Genomic DNA, 21305 nt, shown 5'->3' with positions numbered 1-21305 from the left:
CGATGATTCGAACAGAACAACAAGGCTTACATCAATCGCTCCTTACGGCTTTGGAAGCTCGCATGGAAACCATTATAAGTGTTGTAAAAAAAGTGGAGTGGATCGATCCGTTGTTTTTTTATGCAGCTGGAAAAAGGCTCGGCTTTACAGAGCGCTTTTATTGGTCGGACACAACACAGCGTGTGACAATTGCGGGGGTAGGTACCGCTTTTACTATAGCTGACTCATCAAAACAGCGCTTTCAAAATATTCGTGCCGTTTGGGATAAATGTTTACAAAATATGATTGTCCATCGTTCTAGCTACGAATTTGGAACAGGACCATTATTGTTCGGTGGCTTTGCGTTTGATCCGTTAAAGCCTCGTACACAGCTGTGGGCAGAGTATGACGATGGTGTAATGTGGGTGCCGTCATACATGGTCACATTGAAAGATGGAGAAGTGTGGCTAACAACTAATTATGTCGTTCATACTACTGAAAATGCAATCGATTTGCAAGAAAAAACGGAAGAAATGGAAAGAAAATTATTACAGCAAAGTAAGCACCCTCTTGTGGACGCAGGTCTTTCCTTTGTCTGGGAGGAAGAAGTGAAGCCACAAGAATGGATACAGTCCATTCCGATTGTGCAGGAAGCAATGAACGTCCGAGATGTTAGCAAAGTGGTGTTAGCACGTGAAATGCGGCTACGTGCCAAGAATCACATTGATTCCGCGGCTGTCTTACAGGCGCTGCGCATCGGACAACCGGACTGTTATATCTTTGCCTTGGATTATAAGGGTTCTTGTTTCCTTGGTGCAACGCCGGAGCGATTGATTCGTAAGGAAGCCGATGTATTCACTTCTATGTGCCTAGCGGGTTCTATTGGCAGAGGGAAAACGGAACAGGAAGATTATGAAAACGAAGAAGCACTGCTTCATGATGAAAAAAATCGTACGGAGCACGCGTATGTCGTTGATATGATTCGGAGTGTAATGAATGCATTATGTGATGAAGTGCAGATTCCGTATGAGCCGGGACTTATGAAAACAAAGCATTTAATTCATTTGCATACACCTGTGCAAGGAAAAGGAGACACACATTTGCTTGAAATGGTAGAGCGTTTGCATCCTACACCAGCACTTGGGGGTACACCACGTGATGAGGCATTGGCGCTGATTCGAGAGCATGAGGTGCTTGATCGCGGCTTTTACGGCGCGCCTATTGGTTGGCTTGATTATGAAGGAAATGGGGAATTTGCGGTTGGATTGCGCTCAGGTCTCATTAAAGGTGCGGACGTTTCCTTATTTGCCGGTTGCGGAATTGTAAGTGAATCCGATCCAAGCCTAGAATACGAAGAAACGAAGATGAAGTTTAAACCTATGCTAACAGCATTGGGAGGATACAAATTATGAGCCATATACATGCAATGTCTTACTATTTAGGGGCATTTGTTGACGAGCTTGCACGCGGCGGTGTGCAAGATGTTGTCATCAGCCCTGGTTCTCGTTCCACACCGCTAGCTTTGTTGTTTGCGGAGCATACGAGTATTCAAAGCTATTTACATGTGGATGAGCGATCAGCAGCTTTTTTTGCGCTAGGCATTGCAAAGGCAAAGAAGCGCCCCGTTGCTTTATTATGTACATCTGGTACTGCAGCAGCCAACTATTTTCCGGCTGTGACCGAAGCTTATCATTCTCGTGTGCCGTTGCTTGTATTAACGGCAGACCGCCCGCATGAGCTACGAGATGTGGGGGCGCCGCAGGCCATGAATCAAATGAACTTGTTTGGCTCGTTTGCAAAAACGTTCATTGAAATGGCTTTGCCAGAGGAAACGCTTTGCTCTTATGCGCGCGCTACGGCGACAAGAGCCATCGCTGCCGCCGCACATGCGCCTGCCGGACCTGTACATGTAAACTTTCCGCTTCGTGAACCACTGTTGCCGGACTTAACGTTGTCGGACTTGTGGGACAGGGGAAGTCGTTCGTTTGCCTATACAATTGTTGAGGAAGGCGTACGTCATGCTGATGAAATTGCATTGGCACGGCTGTATGGAAAATTGCTTGAAACAGAAAAGGGGCTCATTGTTGTTGGAGATAACAACAATGATGAGCTTGCGTGGGCTGTAACGATGCTTGCTGAGAGGTTACAGTATCCTGTGCTCGCCGATCCATTATCTGGTCTGCGCAGTGGTTCTCATGATACATCCTATGTATTGGATTGTTATGACACGTTTTTACGCACATGGGGGAAAAAGCCTGATGTGGTCATTCGTTTAGGTGCGATGCCAGTTTCTAAGGCGTTAACACAATATTTAAAGAAGCATGATGATGCTTGGCAAATCGTTGTTGATCCTGGTGCCGGCTGGCGTGACCCAGTGCTCACAGCAGCTCAAATGGTGTATATGGACGAAGTAGCATTCTGCCGTGCGCTCACGGAAACGAAAAGAACAGAAACGGTATGGATGCAAACATGGCGTCATATTAATGCTTTTACGAAAAAACATCTGCAAACCGTACAGACGTATGACGAGATGTTTGAAGGTCGTGTGATTACCGACATGATGAAAGTATTGCCAGAGCATGCCACTCTGTTCGTTAGCAACAGTATGCCAGTGCGTGATGCAGATACGTTTGCATTTACAAATGAAAAGAACATCACCATTGCTGCCAACAGAGGAATTAACGGCATAGATGGAATTATTTCAACTGCGCTTGGTATGAGTACTGTACAAAAGCCGCTTGTCCTTATCACAGGAGATTTGGCATTCTATCATGATATGAATGGTTTGCTTGCGGCCAAGCTGTACGGTCTTCATGCGATAATTGTTGTTGTGAATAATGATGGCGGCGGTATTTTCTCTTTCTTGCCGCAATACGGAGAGAAAAAGCATTTTGAAGCTTTGTTTGGAACACCGATTGGTCTTGATTATGCGCATGCGGCAGCAATGTACGGCGCCACATTTGAACGACCATCTTCATGGAAGGAATTTGCTGCAGCCATACACAAAGGTTTGGCGAATGAAGGTCTTCATATTGTAGAGGTACGAACGGATCGTGAGGAGAACCTGCGTATGCACCGTTCACTGTGGCACACGATTTCAGAAGCAATTGAAGCGGAGTATGGCCATGAAAATTGAAATAAATGGGCTCGTCTATGCATATGAAACGTACGGTGAAGGAGAGCCTCTTCTCGTTCTGCACGGATTTACTGGATGTAAAGAATCGTGGCGTCCGTTTTCTTGGCAAACAGATTACCACATCATCGCCGTGGATTTACCAGGGCACGGCGAAACAGACGCGCCTTCCTATAAAGAGCGGTACAAGATGGAACAAGTTGCAGCTGATCTTGCGGAACTTTTAACAATTCTCAATGTTGATAAAGCGCATGTGCTCGGATATTCCATGGGGGGGCGGCTGGCAATTGCCTTTGCATGTTTGTATCCAGAACGCGTCCGTACACTTGTACTTGAAAATTGTACGGCCGGTCTGGAAACAGAAGTTGAGCGAGAAGCGCGTATACGACAAGATGAAGAGCTGGCCAAAACGCTGTTACAAGATGGTGTAGCGACGTTTATTGAAAAGTGGGAACGCATACCGTTATTTGCCTCGCAAGATTCTCTACCAAAAGAGCGCAAGGAGCAACTGCGGCAGCAGCGCTTGCGCAACAGCCCCGTTGGTCTTGCGGGTAGTCTGCGCGGAATGGGAACAGGCGCGCAGCCTTCTTTTTGGGAAGAACTAAAACACCTGTGCATGCCGGTGCTGTTGTTGAGCGGCGCATACGATGAAAAGTTTTTTCACATCCTATCTCGTATGAAAGAAAAGCTACCTGATGCACAATTTGTACAAATTTCTGATGCTGGTCATGCAATTCATGTGGAACAACCGGAAAAGTTTGATACAATAGTAAGGGAGTTTCTACAATCACATAAGGAGGGTATATCATGACAAGAGAATGGGTTCAAGTAGGAAACTACGAAGATATTTTATATTCTACATACAACGGCATTGCGAAAATCTCCATCAATCGTCCGGAAGTACATAATGCGTTCCGTCCGAAAACAGTTATGGAGTTGATTGATGCATTTGCGCGTGCGCGCGACGACAAAGATATTGGTGTTATTATTTTAACAGGTGAAGGCGGCCGTGCATTCTGCTCTGGCGGCGACCAAAAGGTTCGCGGCCACGGTGGCTATGTGGGTGAAGATGAAGTGCCTCGCTTAAACGTATTGGATTTACAGCGTTTAATTCGCGTTATTCCAAAGCCGGTTATTGCAGCTGTAGCAGGCTATGCAATTGGCGGCGGTCACGTATTGCATGTTGTATGTGACTTAACAATTGCAGCGGAAAACGCAGTGTTCGGCCAAACAGGTCCGAAAGTAGGAAGCTTTGATGGCGGGTATGGTGCTGGTTATTTATCGCGCATTATTGGCCATAAAAAAGCGCGCGAAATTTGGTATCTATGTCGTCAGTACGGTGCCCAAGAAGCGCTTGATATGGGATTAGTTAACACAGTGGTACCGCTTGAGCAACTTGAAGACGAAGCTGTGAAATGGGCAGAAGAAATTTTGGAGAAGAGCCCGATGGCAATTCGTTTCTTGAAAGCAGCATTTAATGCGGATACAGACGGCCTTGCTGGTATTCAACAATTGGCCGGAGACGCTACACTTCTATACTATACAACGGATGAGGCGAAAGAAGGTCGCGATGCATTTAAAGAGAAGCGCACGCCTGACTTCGGTCAATTCCCGCGTTTCCCTTAATATATGTTTCGACCGGCACTCATGAGGGTGCCGGTTTTGGTGTATGTTCAGGTAATGGAAGGAGAAAAAACCAATGAATAGCATGCCAAACTGGCTTCGTCAACGCGCTTTCCTAACGCCAAATCGTACTGCTCTCGCATGGGGAGATAATTCTTTGTCATTTTTGCAGTTGTATGAGCAGGTTGTAGATATAGCTTCTAAGCTAACAGCGCTGGGTGTAAAACACGGAGATCATATTGGTGTACTGATGAAAAATAGTCCCGATATGGTTCGAGTGATTCATGCCTTGGCTGACATCGGTGCTGTAGCAGTATTGCTTAATACGAGATTGGCAGTTGAAGAATTGGAGTGGCAGCTACAAGATGCGGATGTGCGGCTTTTAATTGCTGATATACCATTCCTTACAAATATCCCCACATATACACTGGAGCAAGTGAAACAAGCGCCTTCAGAATTGTATGTGTCGCGAACGGAATTCTCGTTGAATGAGACAATGACAATCATTTATACATCCGGTACGACAGGAAACCCAAAAGGGGTGCTTTTAACATATGGGAACCATTGGTGGAGTGCCGTAGGTTCTGCTTTGAACTTAGGTTTGCAGGAACAGGATTGCTGGCTTGTTTGTTTGCCTTTTTTTCACGTGGGTGGGTTGTCGACATTAATGAAAAGTGTGATATATGGCATGAAAGTGGTATTACAAGAAAATGCAAATGCTACGCAGCTCAATGAAGCAATCCGTAGGCATGAAGTGACGATAATTTCTGTTGTTACGAAGGTGCTGGCTGATATGGTGCGTGAGCTAGGAGATAGCATCTATCCAGATACACTACGCTGTGTGTTGCTTGGAGGTGGACCGGCGCCAAGGCCATTGCTTGAGCAATGCGTGCAAAAGCAAATTCCAGTGTATCAAACGTACGGTATGACAGAAACAAGTTCGCAAATTTGTACGCTCACAAAGGATTATATGCTTGAAAAGATCGGGTCAGCAGGAAAACCGTTATATCCTTGTCAGCTTCGCATTGATGGAGATAGCGAGGGTGAGATTTTAGTTAAGGGTCCTAACGTGGCAGCTGGTTATTATAAGCGGCCGCACACTTTAAAAGACGGCTGGCTGCGTACCGGTGATATTGGTTATTTAGATGATGATGGCTTTTTGTATGTGCTCGATCGCCGCAGTGATTTAATTATTTCAGGTGGTGAAAATATTTATCCGGCGCAAATTGAAGAAGTGTTATTGTCTCATCCCGCTGTTTTAGAAGCGGGTGTGGTCGGACAGATAGATGAAAATTGGGGGCAAGTTCCTGTTGCATTTGTAAAAGCTCATGCAGTAACAGAGACCGAATTGCTTCAGTTTTGCGCAAATAAGCTTGCGCGCTATAAAGTGCCGCGTCGCATTATTTTTCAAGACAGCTTACCGCGCGGTGCCTCCAATAAGCTACTGCGAAGGGAACTAAAGAAGCTATGCGAATAAAGCACGTATACTTGTATATAACAGAAATGAAGCTGCGTTATCCGTTTGCGACCAGCTATGGTACGTATGAAAAGCGGCAAAGTATTTTGCTAGAAGTACAAGATGATGACGGCCGCACAGGATGGGGAGAGGTAGTAGCTTTCTCAGAGCCGTGGTATACAGAAGAAACCATTCAAACGGCATGGCATATCCTAAAAGATTTCCTTATTCCTGCGCTCAAAGATCAAGAACTTACACATCCGAGTGAAGTGCCAGCGCTTTTTGCGCATGTTAAACGCAATCATATGGCAAAGGCGGGGCTTGAGGGTGCAGTTTGGGATTTATATGCGCAGCAGTGCGGCATATCGCTTGCGAAAGCCCTAGGCGGTACACGCAGTGAGATTGAAGTGGGGGTTGTCATTGGCATCAATCCTCTTCCTTATATGCTAGAACAAATTGCAGCTTATCGGGAGCAGGGCTATGCACGCTTTAAAGTAAAAATAAAACCCGGTCAAGATTATGATATGTTGGTGTCAATTCGTGATGTCTTTCCGGATATCCCTCTTATGGCGGACGCAAACTCTGCATATACCCTGCAGGATATAAAGTTGCTGCAGCGATTGGATGATCTCGATCTTATGATGATTGAACAGCCTCTTGCCGATCATGACTTTTTGGACCATGCACGTTTGCAAAATGAGCTGAAAACGCCAATTTGTTTAGATGAAAGCATTCATTCGCTAGAGGATGCTCGTGTTGCTGTGACGCTTGGCAGCTGCCGTATTGTGAATATTAAAGCTGGCCGTGTTGGGGGACTAACAGAATCTGTTCGCATTCATGATTACTGCAAACAACATAACATTGCAGTATGGTGCGGAGGCATGATTGAAACAGGTATATCAAGAGCGCAAAATATCGCACTTGCTTCACTCAATCACTTTACCATTCCAGGCGACATTTCGGCGTCAGAGCGACATTGGGAAAGGGATGTAATTATCCCGTCCGTACGTCTGCACCATGGTAAGATTCAAGTTCCAAAGCAAATCGGCCTCGGTTTTCAGATTGATAGAGAGTATCTTAATTATATAACGATTCAATCAGAACATATGTAAACATGTATAGGGGGAAGCGAAGCATGCGTATTATGGATGAAATTTTAACGTATAACAAGCAGTTTGTAGAAAAGAAAGAGTATGAATTGTTTGCGACAAATAAGTTTCCAGACAAGCGTTTGGTTATTGTTTCTTGTATGGATACACGTCTTGTAGAGTTGCTGCCAAAGGCAATGGATATTCGCAACGGTGATGTAAAAATCATTAAGGTAGCTGGTGCGGTTATTGCTCATCCTTTTGGTAGTATCATGAGAAGTGTTCTAGTAGCCATTTATGAACTGGGGGCAGATGAGGTTTGTGTAATCGGTCACTATGATTGCGGCATGGCAAGTTTACAGGCGACAAGCACGATTGAAAAAATGAAAGAGCGCGGCATTTCTGAAGAAAAGCTGGACACGCTCAAGTATTCTGGGCTGGATCTTGAAAAGTTTTTGCGTGGCTTTTCAAGCGTAGAAGAAAGTGTGAAGCACAGTGTTAATATTATCCGCAATCATCCGCTCATGCTACCGGAAGTGCCGGTACATGGTCTGGTTATTGATCCGAAAACGGGTCGCTTAGATGTAGTTGTGGATGGCTATGAAGACTGATTTTTCTTTTCAGGCACAGGATCAAAGCCACCCGGGTGAAACGGGTGGCATTTTAAAATGCGCATAACCGTCAAATACGTTCCCTTCCATGCACCGTGCACACGTATCGCTTCTAAGCCATAATGAGAGCATGTGGGATGAAAGCGGCAGGAAGGTGGCTTAAGCGGCGAAAGAAAACGCTGATAAAAGATAATGAGAAGCATTAAGATTTTTTTCATGAATGATATCCTCGCTCACATATGAATAGTAATAGTGCCTCTATCCTAACATAATTTGGTGTGCAAAATCACGTAACATATTGCTTTACTATTGGAATGGTTCGGTATATCATATTAAATATATCGGAATTACCCCTTATTAAGGGCAAAGGGAGAGATGAACATGCCATCAGTAGAAAGTTTTGAACTTGATCATAATATTGTAAAAGCTCCGTATGTAAGACATTGCGGTGTTCATAAAGTAGGTAGCGACGGTGTTGTAAATAAATACGATATCCGTTTTTGTCAGCCAAACAAGCAAGCGATGAAGCCGGATGTAATTCATACGTTAGAGCATTTGCTTGCGTTTAATTTACGTAAATATGTAGAAAAGCACAGTCATTTTGATATTATTGATATTTCCCCTATGGGTTGCCAAACAGGCTTTTATCTTGTTGTGAGCGGTACACCAACTGTTCGTGAGATCATTGAGCTATTAGATGATACAATGAGAGACGCTGTACAGATTACAGAGGTGCCAGCTGCGAACGAAACGCAGTGCGGACAAGCGAAGTTACATGATCTTGAAGGTGCGAAGCGCTTGATGAATTTTTGGTTGTCTCAAGACCATGCAGAGCTTGAAAAAGTGTTCGGCTAATCTTTAGGTTGTTGATAAGGGCTATCTTCGGCACGATCTATGGTGTGCTTGTAAGAGTAGCCCTTATTTACTGTAAATACAGAAAGTAATAAAACGACAAGTACCACTAGTACAGCTACAATCAATATAATTATCATATTTGTCCCTCCTATCGGCATCGTATCACATCGTTTGGTATATTTCTAACCTTCCGGCGCAAAATGAACATAAAGAATGCGTTAAGGGGGATTTATCATGGAAAAGCAAACATACTACATTTCAGTAGGAGAAGGCAGTATTTCAAGAAGTAAAACTGCCAATACGTACAGCTTTGAAATTCAAGCAACGGATGAAGAAATTATTAGACTTCGTCAATTATTCGATAGTGCATATGTAGAAGATATTCGCTCGTTTTGGCGTTCGCATATTCCATTTTTAGAGTATCACCATGATCATGCGAATGATAAATATGATGCGCGTCTGCAGGAGGCCTATCGCATGATTTATGAGCTTGGTGACGGTGAGGCAAAGGAGTTAATTGCACAAATGGGGATTATTGACGGTCTGTAAAAGTAGGCAAGCTTTCGCAGAATATGCTACAATTTGGAGTAAGAAATGGTCAGTTGGGAGCAGGTTCATGTACACATTTACAGATTACTATCAAAATAAGGTGGAGTTGTCATTTGATAATCATCCTTTCTCACCCACACCTAAGCATGTTTGGGTAATCTGTCGCTATCAAAATCAGTGGTTGTTGACTCATCATCTACGACGCGGTCTTGAATTTCCAGGAGGTAAAGTAGAGGACGGGGAAACACCTGACGAAGCGGCAGTCCGCGAAGTAAAGGAGGAAACAGGAGGCATTGTTTCTTCTTTACAATATATTGGACAGTATAAAGTGTCAGGTAAGGATAAGATTATTATTAAAAATATTTACTTCGCCGAAATTAGCGATGTGCACGAGCATACGCATCCTGATGAAACAAAAGGGCATGTGCTGCTTGAGGAGCTTCCGGAGAATATAAAAGAAAATCGCAAGTTCAGCTTCATTATGCGCGATGATGTGCTCGTGCACAGCTTGGCACAGGTGCGAAGCTTGCAGGATATCAAATAAAACCAAACCGTCGACGGTTTGGTTTTATTTGTATTTTTTTGAAAGGAAAAAACAGATATAGTCTAAACTTGCTCTATGCGTTAAACGCGTTTGCGTGTGACAAATCGTTCAAACCATTCGACAAACACGTACATCACCGTAGCGCATATGCAAGTGAGCAACACACTCATTAGTACCAGGGTAAAATTAAATACTTGAAAGCCGTAGCTAATCAAATAGCCAAGGCCTTGCTTGGAAACGAGCAGCTCTCCAAAAATAACCCCAACCCATGCCAATCCTACGTTGACCTTTAGTGTGGAGACAATAGCCGGCAGGGAAGCGGGCAAAATCACCTCTTTATAGCTTTGCCATTTCGTTGCTCCAAAGGTTTGCATTACCTTGAGATAATTTGGGTCTGTTTCTAAAAAGGCTGCGTAAATGACCAAGATGGTAATGATAACAGAAATAATCACACCCATTGCAATAGAAGATGTAATATTTGGTCCAAAAATAACAATGATAATGGGCCCGAGCGCTACTTTTGGCATCGCGTTTAGTACAACTAGATAGGGGTCAAGTGTTCTTGCAAGAACAGGTATCCACCACAGCAGCGTGGCAATTAGCGTACCAAGCAAGGTGCCTAGTAAGAACCCGAGAAATGTTTCAAATACGGTAACAGATAGATGTGGAAATAAACTTCCGTCACTTACCTTTGTAAACAAGAGCTGAAAGATAGAAGAAGGAGCACTAAACAACAATGGATCAATCCAAAGAAAGCGACTCGCAACTTCCCAAAGGCCGAAGAAGCTTATTAAAATAAAAGTCTGCAGCAAGCGTACAGTTTGCTTGTTTCGCCGCTCTTGTTGCTTATGAACATCATGCAAGTGCTTCAAATCAAGACTGCTCAAGCTGCTCCAGCTCCTTCCATACAGATTGAAATAGTGCAGTAAAAGCGGGGTGACGGCGCGCTGCAAACGGTGATAAGCGCCGTATTTCCTCTGGTACATGTACAACCTTAGCAATCCGCCCTGGCTTTGCCCGCAGCAGCACAATTCGATCGCTCATTGCAATTGCTTCCTCTATATCATGTGTGACGAGGACGGATGTTTTTCCAAATTCCTGCAACAGCGAAAATACAAGTTCCTCGAGCTTTAGTTTCGTTTGATAATCAAGCGCAGAGAATGGCTCATCCAGCAGTAAAAGCTTTGGATTTGCAGCCAATGTACGAACGAGCGCGGCACGTTGCCGCATGCCACCTGACAGCTGTCTTGGATATAAGGATTCAGTTCCCTCAAGTCCTACCTGTGATAAAAGATGCAGTGCATTGCTGCGCGTAGCTGCATCATACGTGTTTGTGATGCGGAGTCCTGTCATAATATTTTCTTCAATTGTTTTCCAGGGAAACAGATAATCTTGCTGCAGCATATAGCCAATGTCGCGACTTGGTGGTTTGCCAGCAAGCAATACCTTACCTTGCAGCGGCGTTAAAATACCGGAAATGATAGACAGCAACGTAGTCTTTCCGCAGCCGCTCGGTCCAAGAAACGAAATAAATTCTCCTTCTTGTACCTCCAAATCAATATCAGAGAGCACAAGAGATGCTTCTTGTGCCGAAAAAAAACAATGAGAAACTTCCTGAATGGTTAAAAATCCAGTCCCCATGATTTACTGTCCAATGGCTTTTTCAGCAATTTTGGTGTTAACGAGCTCAGCATGTGGCACTTGCTTTGGCAACTCCCCAGCTTCCTTCATAATGCTTTGCAAGTTATTCCACTCTTCTTCATCTAAAATCGGGTTTGTCGCATAGGAGTTTTGATTTTTATAGCGCTCGATGACTTTTACCATAATATCGGATGGCGTATCCTTAAAAAACGGGGCAGTGACCTTGGCAATCTCTGCGGGACTGTGTGTGTCAACCCATTGCTGCGCTTTATAAATCGCTTTTGTAAAAGCCTCTGCCGTTTTTGCGTCTTTCTTTAAGAAGCTTTCTTTTGCCATAAATGTTGTGTATGGTACTTTACCTAGTTCGGCACCGAAGGAAGCAACAATGTGCCCTCTTCCTTCTTTCTCAAAGATGCTGGCAGTTGGCTCGAATAGTTGTACATAATCGCCTGTTCCGGATGCGAAGGCGTTAGCGATATTGGCAAACTCAATGCTCTGAATTAAATTTAAATCCTTCTGCGGATCAATCCCGTGCTTTTTTAATACAAACTCGCCTGCCATCTGCGGCATACCGCCTTTACGCTGCCCTAAAAACGTAGTACCCTCAAGGTCGCGCCAACTGAAAGAATCAACCTTTTTACGAGAGACTAAGAATGTACCGTCTGTTTGCGTAAGCTGTGCAAAGTTGATAACAGGGTCTTTAGCACCTTGACTGTGTACGTAAATTGTTGTCTCAGAGCCAACCAGTGCAATATCAATCCCGTTTGACAATAGAGCGGTCATCGTTTTGTCACCGCCGGCAGTCGTTTGTAAATCAACATCTAAACCAGCTTCTTTAAAATAGCCTTTTCCAATGGCCACATATAGAGGGGCATAGAATAAAGAATGTGTTACTTCACCAACGCGCACTTTCTCCAATTTTTCTTTTTGTGTACAACCTGCAAAAGAGAAAAATGCAATTAAGAAAATAGTTAGTAAAATAAGACTTTTACGCAAAGCTCCCACCTCCAAAAATGATTTGGTATACTATATGTGATAATCCTATATAGTGTGAATGCCTAGATTAAAGAAGTCGAATGCGCTAAATTGTAGAAAAATGTCGGAATATTTATTTTTATGTATATATCTAAGGGACTAGAAATATGGTAATCTATTCATGGGATTATTTTATCAAATAAAAAATCGGAAATTGTGAAAGGCAAACTTGTTGAAAAGCAAGGACGCAAAGTCACGGGTCTAAGGTAGAAATACTATGATGGCTGGGCTGCCGCTAACGGAGGTAGCTAACTATGAAGCAAGCACAACCAACTGCGGTACAACAAGAAAACAATTTAGATCAGGAATGGCTGGATTTGATAATAGAGGCGATTGATATGGGAATTTCTGCAGAAGAAGTCCGAAAGTTTTTACGTAACCCCTCTATATAGAAATGAAAGCGCAAATAAAACTGAATATCCGATAAGATTGGCGGTGGATATGACTGCCTTTTTAATCCCTAAAAAACCTTGTACCAGTCGGTACAAGGTTTTTTGGTGCTTTTTTAAACAGTCGGACCGCCGTATTTAATAATACTGTCTGCGATACCGTCAAATTTCTTAAAGTTTTCTTTAAATTGATTTGCTAGCTCTAATGCTTTTTCTTTATAAGCATCTTGATCTGCCCATGTTTTTATCGGTGTTAGCACTTCGTCAGGGACACCAGGCACATGAAGAGGAATTTCCAAGCCGAAAATATCATCTTTCACTGTTTCTGTAAGCTTTAGCTCGCCGTTCAAGGCAGCTTGCACCATTGCACGTGTATAGGCGAGATTCATACGTTTTCCAACGCCATATTCACCACCCGTCCAACCGGTGTTGACAAGGAATACTTGTGCATTGTACTTATCAATTTTTTCACCGAGCATTTCTGCATAGCGAGATGCGTGTAGAGGCAGAAACGGCGATCCGAAGCATGTAGAGAATGTTGCTTGCGGTGATGTAATACCGCGCTCTGTACCAGCCAGTTTACTTGTATAGCCGCTTAGGAAATGGTACATTGCTTGCTCTTTTGATAGCTTGCTGATAGGAGGTAATACACCAAATGCATCAGCCGTTAAAAAGATAATTGTATTAGGATGACCAGCAACACTTGGAAGAATAATGTTGTCAATTGCTTCTATAGGATAAGCGGCCCTTGTATTCTCCGTTAAAGAGACATCGTTATAGTCTGCAATTCTCGTATTTTCGTTTACTACAACATTTTCTAAAACAGCACCAAATGTAATTGCGTCAAAAATTTGTGGTTCTTTCTCACGAGAAAGGCTTACACATTTTGCGTAGCAACCACCTTCAATATTAAATACACCATTTTCAGACCAGCCGTGCTCGTCATCGCCAATTAATTTACGAGTTGGGTCTGCGGACAATGTTGTTTTGCCTGTACCGGACAAACCGAAGAATAAAGCTACATCGCCCTCTTCTCCCACATTTGCAGAGCAATGCATAGATAAAATATCTTGTTCTGGCAACAAGAAGTTCATAATAGAGAAAATTGATTTCTTCATTTCCCCGGCATACTCTGTACCACCAATAAGGACAATGCGTTTTTCAAAAGAAATAATAATAAATGTTTCGGAGTTTGTGCCATCTATCGCTGGATCTGCTTTAAATGTTGGAGCCGATACAATCGTAAACTGTGCCTCATGATTAGCAAGATCGGCTTGAGTTGGACGAATGAACAACTGGTGCGCAAATAGATTGTGCCATGCATATTCGTTAACAACTTGAAGCGGTAGGCGATAGCTATGATCAGCTCCTGCAAACCCCTTGAATACAAAAAGTTCTTCTTTTTCTTTTAGGTGCTCTAACACTTTTGTATATAAATGATTAAAATGTTCTTCAGAAATCGGGCGATTGACAGAACCCCAATCAATCTTATCTGCAACCGATGCTTCTTTTACAATAAATTTATCTTTAGGGGAACGTCCTGTATATTTACCTGTTGAAACAGAAACTGCTCCTGTTGAGGTTAGCGTGCCTTCGCCGCGCATCAGCACTCTCTCAACTAGCTGTGGAACGCTTAATTGCACGTGTGCATTGCTTCCGTTCAATAGCTCATCTAATTCGATTTGGACATTCACAGTACTCATATACATACCATCCTTTGTTTATTTTATGAAAATTTCTCATATACCCAATAAAAGTATAACACATTCATATAAATAATGTATACTAATTGTTATGAATTGTTTGTGTCATTGTAATGAATAGGCTTTCTTTTTTATATTTGCATTATTTGTACAGGTAAACAATACTATAGTGATTATACATGATAAGAAAAGAAAGTTGTAACATTTAAAGAAAGTAAAAAAACAGCAGGTATGGTAAGGATTATCCGTTGACAAAACCATAGTATTTCGATAGTATATCTGTTGGACGGATACTCTCTTATCCCGAGCTGGCGGAGGGACAGGCCCTATGAAGCCCAGCAACCTCACATACGTGAAAGGTGCTCAACCTGTGCAAGGCGCTCAAGCCTTGAACGATAAGAGTGAAAGGCAATTAAGAGCAAATTCAACCTTTCCTCAAAAGGGAAGGTTTTTTATTTTGACATATTGGGAATTTTAAAAATGTCGTATGACATCCAGAGAGATGAGTTCCGTACATAAATGAACAGGGAGGTTTACCAATGACAACGAAGCGTCGTTTATTTACGTCTGAGTCCGTAACTGAAGGACATCCAGATAAGATTTCAGATCAGATTTCCGATTCCATTCTAGATGCAATTTTGGAAAATGATCCAAATGCACGTGTAGCTTGTGAAACAACAGTAACAACAGGTTTGGTATTAGTAGCGGGAGAGATTACAACTTCTACGTATGTAGATATCCCAAAAATCGTTCGTGAAACAGTTCGTGAAATTGGCTATACACGTGCGAAATACGGATTTGATGCAGAGACTTGTGCTGTATTAACATCCATTGACGAGCAATCTGCTGACATCGCTATGGGTGTTGACCAAGCATTGGAAGCACGTGAAGGTTCTATGACGGATGCTGAAATTGAAGCAATTGGTGCTGGTGACCAAGGCTTAATGTTCGGTTATGCATGTAACGAAACAGAAGAGTTAATGCCTCTTCCAATCTCTCTTGCGCATAAATTATCTCGCCGCTTGGCAGAAGTGCGCAAAAACGATACATTAGAGTATTTGCGTCCGGACGGAAAAACGCAAGTAACAGTTGAGTACGATGAGAATAATCAACCTGTACGCATCGACACAATCGTTATCTCTACACAACATGCACCAGAAGTGACGCACGAGCAAATCGAGCGCGACTTGAAAGAGCATGTAATCAATCCAATCGTTCCTGCTGAATTGATTGATGAAAACACAAAATACTTCATCAACCCAACAGGTCGTTTCGTAATCGGCGGACCACAAGGTGATGCTGGTTTGACTGGACGTAAGATCATTGTTGATACGTACGGTGGTTACGCTCGTCACGGCGGCGGTGCATTCTCTGGTAAAGATCCTACAAAGGTTGACCGCTCTGCGGCATATGCAGCGCGTTACGTTGCGAAAAACATCGTAGCTGCTGGTCTTGCTGACAAAGCGGAAGTACAACTTGCATACGCAATCGGTGTAGCACAGCCAGTATCTATCGCTGTTGACACATTCGGAACAGGCGCTGTATCTGAAGATGTATTGGTTGAACTAGTACGTAAAAACTTCGACCTTCGCCCTGCAGGCATCATCAAAATGCTAGACCTTCGTCGCCCAATCTACAAGAAAACGGCTGCTTACGGTCACTTCGGTCGCAACGACCTTGATTTGACTTGGGAGCGTACTGACAAAGCTGCGACTTTGAAAGAGCAAGCTGGTCTATAAGAAAAAACCCGCACATGTGCGGGTTTTTTTGTTGTTGATAAAATTTTCTTAACTACCTTTTAATCTTTGAGCGTGGCTTCTACAAAAGTATTTTTTACATACCATTGTGTTTGCTTGCATAAAGTTATTCACGGAATTAGCTAATCCATTTTACGACATCGTTCATATCTTGACGTATTTTGGGGCGTGGATCGCGAACGCGATAACCGAATGCAACCATAACTGCTACATCAAAGCTTCCACCCTCTAGAGCACCTGCTTTTTCTAAAATATCGTGCACTTTTTCTTGATCAAATCCTTCAATTGGGCAGGAATCAATGCCGATCTGAGCAGCAGCTGTCATCATATTGCCTAGTGCAATATATACTTGCTTTGCAGCCCAGTCAAACATCGCACGGTCATTCCCAAGAAGCTTAAAATCAGATTCTAAAAATGTTTTGTAGAAGCCGCTAATCGCATCGTATGCTTCTTTTGGCAGCTGTTTGATATCTTTTTTCATATGCGCAATGTAATCAGAGTTATATATCATATCTTCTGCTGTGCGTGCCAGTAGTACAACAAAGTGACTTGCAGTTGGCAGCTGTTTTTGCGCTCCCCATGAAACGGATCGTAATTGTTCGCGAAGCGCTGGATTTTGGATAACGACAAAGCGCCAAGGCTCAAATCCAAATGAGCTTGGAGATAATCGCGCGGTTTCTAAAATAAATGCAAAATCTTCTTCAGAAATTTTTTTCTCTGGATCAAATTCTTTTGTGGCATGTCTGAATTGATATGCCTCTAAAATCTCTTGTTTTTTGGCTTCTTTATTCATATGGCTCTCTCCTTTAAGGGTGTTTCTATAAAGTGAAATATTGGTTTTTTGCTCCTGCAAGCTCTATTATAAAAGTAACCAATTAAAATAAAAGTACGCACATTTTTGTGTTATAGTATCATTTTTTATACTAAAGGGGATGTTAATATGACAGCCAAAATTGATATTTCTAATTGGGAATCTCACGGATATGCATGCCCTGTTGAAGCAACGCTCGACATTATCGGTGGTAAATGGAAAAGTGTGATTCTATATCATTTATCAGATCAAACATTGCGCTTTAATGAGCTAAAACGGCTTATTCCTGATATTACGCAGCGGATGTTAACGTTGCAGCTACGGGAATTAGAAAGAGACGGCATTGTTCATCGTGAAGTATATAAGGAAGTTCCACCGAAAGTAGAATATTGGCTAACAGAATTTGGCCAAACGCTTACACCTATTATTCACCTTATGTTGAAGTGGGGCGTTGAAAATACGGATAAGATTATCCAGCATCGAGAACAAGCTGACGTCTAATAAAAAGGAAGCATTATTGGCTTTCTTTTTTGTCAAGCAGAGATATTTGCATTCTACTGTCTTTGCTTTTCTTTGATCGAGCTACAGCGGCTAGCTTCTCAGGTCTGAGAATCCCAGCCCTATGGAGCTGAACAAGCCGCTTTCGCTTTTCTTGTCGTTTTATAAGAACCTTTGACGGCATGCAGGAAACAGAGAGGAATCGGGATAATATGTACAACAAGAAAAGCCAATATAACCTTCATCACACAAAAGGGAAAGGGGGCGTTAGTATATGAATCGAGATACATTGCATCAAATTGTACAGGATATTCCCGACGGTATTATTCATGCTTCTGATAAGGAATTGGAGGAACTGCAAAAAATCTTACAGGAGGCGTTAAAGCTTAGAGAAGGTCATAAAAACTTACAAAAGCTTATTCAAGGATTCTCTGGAAAAGGTATGACGGGATGATGGCCGCTGATATAATCAGCGGTTTTTCCATGCTCTTTTATGATATGCAAGATAAATCGGTCACTTTTAGCCAGATATCGGTCAGATTTAAAATAAATCGGTCACTTTTAGCCAGATACAAAATAAATCGGCTACTTTGAAGTCTAATGACATCTCATTACAATAGTAAAACGTTCATGTGACAAATGTACAAAATTCGCCTGACTTCTGTGACAATCATGGTAATATGGTACTGGCTTATGCATATGTATAAGTCATGATATTACATAAAAGCAGGTGTGGTATGAAGTTTTCATTTCGTAGAGTAATACATCACATGGTGGTGTTTTTCATATGTGTATTAACATCGTTTATTATAATGGAACGTTATGTGGATGATGCAATAAGTAAAATGATTCCTTATGCATCAATTGCAGTATTTCTGCTCATTCGTTTTATAGGAGCGTCTTTGTTATATTTTGTTTATGTATGCATGTATTCCATTATGCGATACCGACGAATTCGCTTGTTTAGATGGTTTAAGGTGTATTTTAGTTTGTTATATTTGCTGTTGCTTGGATTCATGTTGTTCGCTCGAGAACCAGAGGCAGGAAACGTAAAAGACAATTATATTCCGTTTCATACAATTGATTTATACCTCAATAACAATGTTGCATCAATTTATATCGCAACCAACTTGCTAGGCAATATTATTTTATTCATTCCTGTTGGGGTATTTTTATGTTATGTCGTACGCAACCGTTATGCTGCATCATGTTTATCATTACTTACAACCATCGGAATTGAAATGGCACAAAAACATTATACGATTGGTAGCTTTGATGTGGATGATATCTTGCTGAATTTTATCGGCGCATGGGCAGGGGTGCTATTCTGTAATTTAAGCTTGAAAAAAGGCGAGGACTAAAATAGTCTTCGCCTTACTGGGAAGGGTCAATTATTCGTAATACATCTATGCCTTTTTCAGGCAATTTTTTCGTTTTCATATCATGACACAAATTCGTAAGAACAAGCAATTCAGTGCGTAAGTGTAAAATGACGCTGGTGAGAATATAACCAATGGCTAGATTTTCCTGTCGGTATTTCTTCTCGTATACCGTTTCCATTGTTGTCAAATACAATTTCGTTTCAGCAACCTTTTCTTCAAGCTTGGCAATCATCGGCTCAATATCTCCATATTGAGCGAATAACAATGCTTCATGGATAGCGCGCTGCATATTTTCCTGTTTTCCGATTTGTTCTAATAACAATTGATTAAATTCTTTCACGCCATTCTCCGTTACCCCATACACTGTTTTTTCAGGTCTTGGTGTATCCGAAATAATATCTGTGACGGCTATGAAACCCTGTTCCTCTAGCTTCTCAAAGTTGTAATATAAAGAACCCTTTGTGATTTTCATATAGTATTTCATATGACTTTGCTGTAGGATTTGCTGAATTTCATAAGGGTGTCTATTCTTTTCCATAAGAAGACCGAGTACCACTAGTTTTACATTCATCGGCTATGCCTCAATATTTACATTTTCATCTTTCTTCACGGAAACCCGTGCATTTCCCATCCATACAATCGCAATAGCTGATAGTACAAGTGGGATTAGGGAAAGGGCAAAGATATGTGTGATAGAAGATGACATAGCATCTACAATTTTATCTAAAATGGGAGCCGGAATCTTTGCACGTGTGGCAGGTTCAAAAATGGACTTTAAATCCCCCATATTGCCTAGTGCATTTGCCCCCTCATTCATTCCAGCAAAAGCATTCTTTAAATTCTCTGTAAATGCAGTGTTTTGGATGGTTCCAAAGATGGTAACACCTAACGTCATACCGAGTGAACGGAAAAAGGAATTCGTTGAAGTTGCAGAACCACGAAAACGCGGATCTATATTATGAACAGATGATGTTGGTAACAGTGAGAAGGAGAATCCTACACCAAACCCTACCAATATCATATATAAAGTTACCATCATGCGTGTTGTTTCTGGTGTCATCGTACTTAAAAAGATTGTGCCCACCAGGAAGGAGGCAATGGATAATAACATGAGATTGCGATAGGTGGTTTTCGTTTGAAAAATACCCGCAATCGCGCTACCTGCAACAGAACCGAGCATCATCGGCATTAATACAAAGCCTGCGCTTGTCGCAGAACCACCGTAAACAGCCTGCACGAAGATGGGAATAAACACTGTTGAAATGACAAACGTTGCACCATACAAGAATGCGATAATTTGTGAAGTTGCAAACACGCGTTGTTTAAACATCCAAAATGAAATAATAGGATCCTTCGCCTTTGTTTCAATAACTAAGAAGGAAATAAAGAAAATAACAAACACGCTGAACAAGCCAAGAATTTGTGCAGAGCTCCATGCGTATTCTTTTCCGCCAAGCTCTAGCGCAAACATAATGCTGACCACGGCTACAATTAAAGTAATAGCACCGCCCCAATCAATATACTGCTTGGTGGTAGGAGCTGTTTCCTTATAAGCTTTGACGATACAGAATAAAGAGATTAAACCAATTGGAATGTTTACATAGAAAACCCAGTGCCAACTAATATTTTCTGTAATATAGGCACCCAGAAGGGGACCAAATACACTAGACATCCCGAATACGGCTCCTAGCAAGCCAGTCATTTTGCCGCGCTTTTCAACAGGAAAAATATCAAAAACAATTGTAAAGGCGATCGGCATTAACGCCCCGCCACCGATGCCTTGAATAGCACGAAAAATACTGAGCTGCACGATGTTTTGGGCCATTCCGCATAGCACAGAACCAAGTAGAAATACTAATAAGCCAAATATATAAAATCGTTTTCTGCCATACATATCGGATAACTTCCCGAAAATGGGCATACCAGCCATTACAGCGACCATGTACGCTGATGTGACCCACACAAACTTATCGAGTCCGCCTAAATCGGAAACAATTGTTCCGATAGCTGTTGCTACAATCGTGTTATCCATAGCCGCCATCAAGATTCCCAGTAACAAACCTATTATAACAAGGCGAATATTACTTTCTTTTGAAACCATGGTTAAGCTCCTTTCTTTATATAGGTGTATATAGTTTAATTAAACCATATGTATTTATTATAGTCTAATCAAACTATTTGTATAGATAATCTTTCCGCCTTTTTTCGCAAAATAATAAACCCCTTTGTCAAGTAAAAATCCCCGTTCGTT

At 42.1% G+C, this 21305-nt stretch carries 24 protein-coding genes and 2 riboswitches; of the genes, 15 read left to right on the top strand and 9 right to left on the bottom strand.

The features are described from left to right. Positions 1-2: 2 nt before the first annotated feature. The 7 genes from EEJ45_RS08640 to EEJ45_RS08610 all read left to right on the top strand — a co-directional run bounded on the left by EEJ45_RS08640 (position 3) and on the right by EEJ45_RS08610 (position 7890). The gene (locus EEJ45_RS08640) at positions 3-1391 is read left to right on the top strand and encodes an isochorismate synthase (protein WP_124564413.1); all 1389 of its coding nucleotides are present in this window, start codon (positions 3-5) and stop codon (positions 1389-1391) included. Beyond that, complete coding sequence (menD, locus tag EEJ45_RS08635) at positions 1385-3115, top strand: 2-succinyl-5-enolpyruvyl-6-hydroxy-3-cyclohexene-1-carboxylic-acid synthase (RefSeq protein WP_124564412.1); 1731 nt, start codon at positions 1385-1387, stop codon at positions 3113-3115. Before EEJ45_RS08640 ends, menD begins: the two co-directional genes overlap by 7 nt. Continuing rightward, the gene (menH, locus tag EEJ45_RS08630) at positions 3105-3923 is read left to right on the top strand and encodes a 2-succinyl-6-hydroxy-2,4-cyclohexadiene-1-carboxylate synthase (RefSeq protein ID WP_124564411.1); all 819 of its coding nucleotides are present in this window, start codon (positions 3105-3107) and stop codon (positions 3921-3923) included. The genes menD and menH overlap by 11 nt, the downstream gene beginning before the upstream one ends. Beyond that, positions 3920-4738 carry a 1,4-dihydroxy-2-naphthoyl-CoA synthase gene (menB, locus tag EEJ45_RS08625; RefSeq protein WP_124564410.1) on the top strand — a complete coding sequence of 273 codons (819 nt, stop codon included), beginning with the start codon at positions 3920-3922 and terminating at the stop codon, positions 4736-4738. The genes menH and menB overlap by 4 nt, the downstream gene beginning before the upstream one ends. Before the next feature lie 73 nt (positions 4739-4811). Beyond that, complete coding sequence (locus tag EEJ45_RS08620; protein WP_124564409.1) at positions 4812-6212, top strand: o-succinylbenzoate--CoA ligase; 1401 nt, start codon at positions 4812-4814, stop codon at positions 6210-6212. After that, a complete protein-coding gene (gene menC / locus EEJ45_RS08615) occupies positions 6203-7303 on the top strand; it encodes an o-succinylbenzoate synthase (protein ID WP_124564408.1) in 1101 nt (366 codons plus the stop codon). Before EEJ45_RS08620 ends, menC begins: the two co-directional genes overlap by 10 nt. A gap of 23 nt (positions 7304-7326) precedes the next feature. Further along, positions 7327-7890: a beta-class carbonic anhydrase gene (locus tag EEJ45_RS08610; protein WP_124564407.1), complete on the top strand. Its 564-nt coding sequence runs from the start codon at positions 7327-7329 to the stop codon at positions 7888-7890. Here the strand turns inward: EEJ45_RS08610 and yidD are convergent. Further along, a complete protein-coding gene (gene yidD, locus EEJ45_RS08605; RefSeq protein WP_124564406.1) occupies positions 7878-8108 on the bottom strand; it encodes a membrane protein insertion efficiency factor YidD in 231 nt (76 codons plus the stop codon). The two genes, EEJ45_RS08610 and yidD, sit on opposite strands and share 13 nt — an antisense overlap. 163 nt (positions 8109-8271) lie before the next feature. Here yidD and EEJ45_RS08600 point away from each other — a divergent pair, with 163 nt between their 5' ends. After that, positions 8272-8745, top strand: coding sequence for an S-ribosylhomocysteine lyase (locus EEJ45_RS08600; protein WP_124564405.1), 474 nt, complete (start codon positions 8272-8274; stop codon positions 8743-8745). Here EEJ45_RS08600 and ytzI read toward each other — a convergent pair. Next, the gene (gene ytzI / locus EEJ45_RS08595; RefSeq protein WP_124564404.1) at positions 8742-8882 is read right to left on the bottom strand and encodes a YtzI protein; all 141 of its coding nucleotides are present in this window, start codon (positions 8880-8882) and stop codon (positions 8742-8744) included. The two genes, EEJ45_RS08600 and ytzI, sit on opposite strands and share 4 nt — an antisense overlap. Before the next feature lie 94 nt (positions 8883-8976). Here ytzI and EEJ45_RS08590 point away from each other — a divergent pair, with 94 nt between their 5' ends. After that, positions 8977-9294 carry a hydrolase gene (locus EEJ45_RS08590; RefSeq protein WP_124564403.1) on the top strand — a complete coding sequence of 106 codons (318 nt, stop codon included), beginning with the start codon at positions 8977-8979 and terminating at the stop codon, positions 9292-9294. Between the two features lie 67 nt (positions 9295-9361). Beyond that, positions 9362-9838: an RNA deprotection pyrophosphohydrolase gene (gene ytkD / locus EEJ45_RS08585; protein WP_124564402.1), complete on the top strand. Its 477-nt coding sequence runs from the start codon at positions 9362-9364 to the stop codon at positions 9836-9838. Between the two features lie 80 nt (positions 9839-9918). Here the strand turns inward: ytkD and EEJ45_RS08580 are convergent, their stop codons facing one another. The 3 genes from EEJ45_RS08580 to EEJ45_RS08570 are packed head-to-tail and all read right to left on the bottom strand — an operon-like array spanning position 9919 to position 12448. Further along, positions 9919-10701 (bottom strand): ABC transporter permease, encoded by a 783-nt coding sequence (locus EEJ45_RS08580; RefSeq protein WP_380018271.1) that lies wholly within the window; start codon positions 10699-10701, stop codon positions 9919-9921. A gap of 10 nt (positions 10702-10711) precedes the next feature. After that, positions 10712-11479, bottom strand: coding sequence for an ABC transporter ATP-binding protein (locus EEJ45_RS08575; protein ID WP_124564400.1), 768 nt, complete (start codon positions 11477-11479; stop codon positions 10712-10714). Positions 11480-11482: 3 nt separating this feature from the next. Further along, the gene (locus EEJ45_RS08570; RefSeq protein ID WP_380018270.1) at positions 11483-12448 is read right to left on the bottom strand and encodes an ABC transporter substrate-binding protein; all 966 of its coding nucleotides are present in this window, start codon (positions 12446-12448) and stop codon (positions 11483-11485) included. Between the two features lie 218 nt (positions 12449-12666). Next, positions 12667-12751: riboswitch (cyclic di-GMP riboswitch) on the top strand. Between the two features lie 17 nt (positions 12752-12768). Here EEJ45_RS08570 and EEJ45_RS08565 point away from each other — a divergent pair. Then, positions 12769-12906: an anti-repressor SinI family protein gene (locus EEJ45_RS08565; protein ID WP_124564398.1), complete on the top strand. Its 138-nt coding sequence runs from the start codon at positions 12769-12771 to the stop codon at positions 12904-12906. A 113-nt stretch (positions 12907-13019) separates the two neighbouring features. Here the strand turns inward: EEJ45_RS08565 and pckA are convergent, their stop codons facing one another. Beyond that, positions 13020-14606 carry a phosphoenolpyruvate carboxykinase (ATP) gene (gene pckA / locus EEJ45_RS08560; protein ID WP_124564397.1) on the bottom strand — a complete coding sequence of 529 codons (1587 nt, stop codon included), beginning with the start codon at positions 14604-14606 and terminating at the stop codon, positions 13020-13022. Positions 14607-14901: 295 nt separating this feature from the next. Next, positions 14902-15008: riboswitch (SAM riboswitch) on the top strand. A gap of 137 nt (positions 15009-15145) precedes the next feature. On the opposite strand from pckA, the gene metK reads away from it, so the two are divergent. Beyond that, entirely contained in the window at positions 15146-16345 is a 1200-nt protein-coding gene (metK, locus tag EEJ45_RS08555) for a methionine adenosyltransferase (protein WP_124564396.1), read from the top strand. Between the two features lie 136 nt (positions 16346-16481). Here metK and EEJ45_RS08550 read toward each other — a convergent pair whose 3' ends face one another. Next, the gene (locus EEJ45_RS08550; RefSeq protein WP_124564395.1) at positions 16482-17156 is read right to left on the bottom strand and encodes an NAD(P)H-dependent oxidoreductase; all 675 of its coding nucleotides are present in this window, start codon (positions 17154-17156) and stop codon (positions 16482-16484) included. Between the two features lie 147 nt (positions 17157-17303). Here EEJ45_RS08550 and EEJ45_RS08545 point away from each other — a divergent pair, with 147 nt between their 5' ends. The 3 genes from EEJ45_RS08545 (at position 17304) to EEJ45_RS08535 (ending at position 19033) form a co-directional block, all read left to right on the top strand. Continuing rightward, the gene (locus tag EEJ45_RS08545) at positions 17304-17675 is read left to right on the top strand and encodes a winged helix-turn-helix transcriptional regulator (protein ID WP_124564394.1); all 372 of its coding nucleotides are present in this window, start codon (positions 17304-17306) and stop codon (positions 17673-17675) included. A gap of 271 nt (positions 17676-17946) precedes the next feature. Beyond that, on the top strand, positions 17947-18126 hold the full coding sequence (locus EEJ45_RS08540) for a hypothetical protein (protein ID WP_124564393.1): 180 nt from the start codon (positions 17947-17949) through the stop codon (positions 18124-18126). Positions 18127-18409: 283 nt separating this feature from the next. After that, complete coding sequence (locus tag EEJ45_RS08535) at positions 18410-19033, top strand: VanZ family protein (protein ID WP_164464227.1); 624 nt, start codon at positions 18410-18412, stop codon at positions 19031-19033. Positions 19034-19046: 13 nt separating this feature from the next. On the opposite strand, the gene EEJ45_RS08530 is transcribed toward EEJ45_RS08535, so the two are convergent. Together EEJ45_RS08530 and EEJ45_RS08525 are read right to left on the bottom strand one after the other, a co-directional pair. Next, positions 19047-19625 (bottom strand): PadR family transcriptional regulator, encoded by a 579-nt coding sequence (locus EEJ45_RS08530; RefSeq protein WP_124564391.1) that lies wholly within the window; start codon positions 19623-19625, stop codon positions 19047-19049. A 3-nt stretch (positions 19626-19628) separates the two neighbouring features. Then, positions 19629-21155: an MDR family MFS transporter gene (locus EEJ45_RS08525; RefSeq protein ID WP_124564390.1), complete on the bottom strand. Its 1527-nt coding sequence runs from the start codon at positions 21153-21155 to the stop codon at positions 19629-19631. Positions 21156-21305 lie beyond the last annotated feature (150 nt).

Origin of the sequence: Ectobacillus antri, from assembly GCF_003852715.1 — a bacterium.
Lineage (GTDB): Bacteria > Bacillota > Bacilli > Bacillales > Bacillaceae_G > Ectobacillus > Ectobacillus antri.
The sequence above is the reverse complement of the archived record's forward strand: the minus strand, read 5'-3'. Positions and strand labels throughout refer to the sequence as shown.

Bases quoted from the DNA above. Each gene is read 5' to 3' on its own strand.
- EEJ45_RS08610 (WP_124564407.1), top strand. From the start codon at position 7,327: ATGCGTATTATGGATGAAATTTTAACGTATAACAAGCAGTTTGTAGAA.
- ytzI (WP_124564404.1), bottom strand. From the start codon at position 8,882: ATGATAATTATATTGATTGTAGCTGTACTAGTGGTACTTGTCGTTTTA.
- EEJ45_RS08575 (WP_124564400.1), bottom strand. From the start codon at position 11,479: ATGGGGACTGGATTTTTAACCATTCAGGAAGTTTCTCATTGTTTTTTT.
- EEJ45_RS08600 (WP_124564405.1), top strand. From the start codon at position 8,272: ATGCCATCAGTAGAAAGTTTTGAACTTGATCATAATATTGTAAAAGCT.
- EEJ45_RS08535 (WP_164464227.1), top strand. From the start codon at position 18,410: ATGAAGTTTTCATTTCGTAGAGTAATACATCACATGGTGGTGTTTTTC.
- EEJ45_RS08545 (WP_124564394.1), top strand. From the start codon at position 17,304: ATGACAGCCAAAATTGATATTTCTAATTGGGAATCTCACGGATATGCA.
- EEJ45_RS08565 (WP_124564398.1), top strand. From the start codon at position 12,769: ATGAAGCAAGCACAACCAACTGCGGTACAACAAGAAAACAATTTAGAT.
- EEJ45_RS08530 (WP_124564391.1), bottom strand. From the start codon at position 19,625: ATGAATGTAAAACTAGTGGTACTCGGTCTTCTTATGGAAAAGAATAGA.
- ytkD (WP_124564402.1), top strand. From the start codon at position 9,362: ATGTACACATTTACAGATTACTATCAAAATAAGGTGGAGTTGTCATTT.
- menB (WP_124564410.1), top strand. From the start codon at position 3,920: ATGACAAGAGAATGGGTTCAAGTAGGAAACTACGAAGATATTTTATAT.
- EEJ45_RS08550 (WP_124564395.1), bottom strand. From the start codon at position 17,156: ATGAATAAAGAAGCCAAAAAACAAGAGATTTTAGAGGCATATCAATTC.
- menC (WP_124564408.1), top strand. From the start codon at position 6,203: ATGCGAATAAAGCACGTATACTTGTATATAACAGAAATGAAGCTGCGT.
- yidD (WP_124564406.1), bottom strand. From the start codon at position 8,108: ATGAAAAAAATCTTAATGCTTCTCATTATCTTTTATCAGCGTTTTCTT.
- metK (WP_124564396.1), top strand. From the start codon at position 15,146: ATGACAACGAAGCGTCGTTTATTTACGTCTGAGTCCGTAACTGAAGGA.
- EEJ45_RS08640 (WP_124564413.1), top strand. From the start codon at position 3: ATGATTCGAACAGAACAACAAGGCTTACATCAATCGCTCCTTACGGCT.
- EEJ45_RS08540 (WP_124564393.1), top strand. From the start codon at position 17,947: ATGAATCGAGATACATTGCATCAAATTGTACAGGATATTCCCGACGGT.
- EEJ45_RS08620 (WP_124564409.1), top strand. From the start codon at position 4,812: ATGAATAGCATGCCAAACTGGCTTCGTCAACGCGCTTTCCTAACGCCA.
- EEJ45_RS08525 (WP_124564390.1), bottom strand. From the start codon at position 21,155: ATGGTTTCAAAAGAAAGTAATATTCGCCTTGTTATAATAGGTTTGTTA.
- menH (WP_124564411.1), top strand. From the start codon at position 3,105: ATGAAAATTGAAATAAATGGGCTCGTCTATGCATATGAAACGTACGGT.
- pckA (WP_124564397.1), bottom strand. From the start codon at position 14,606: ATGAGTACTGTGAATGTCCAAATCGAATTAGATGAGCTATTGAACGGA.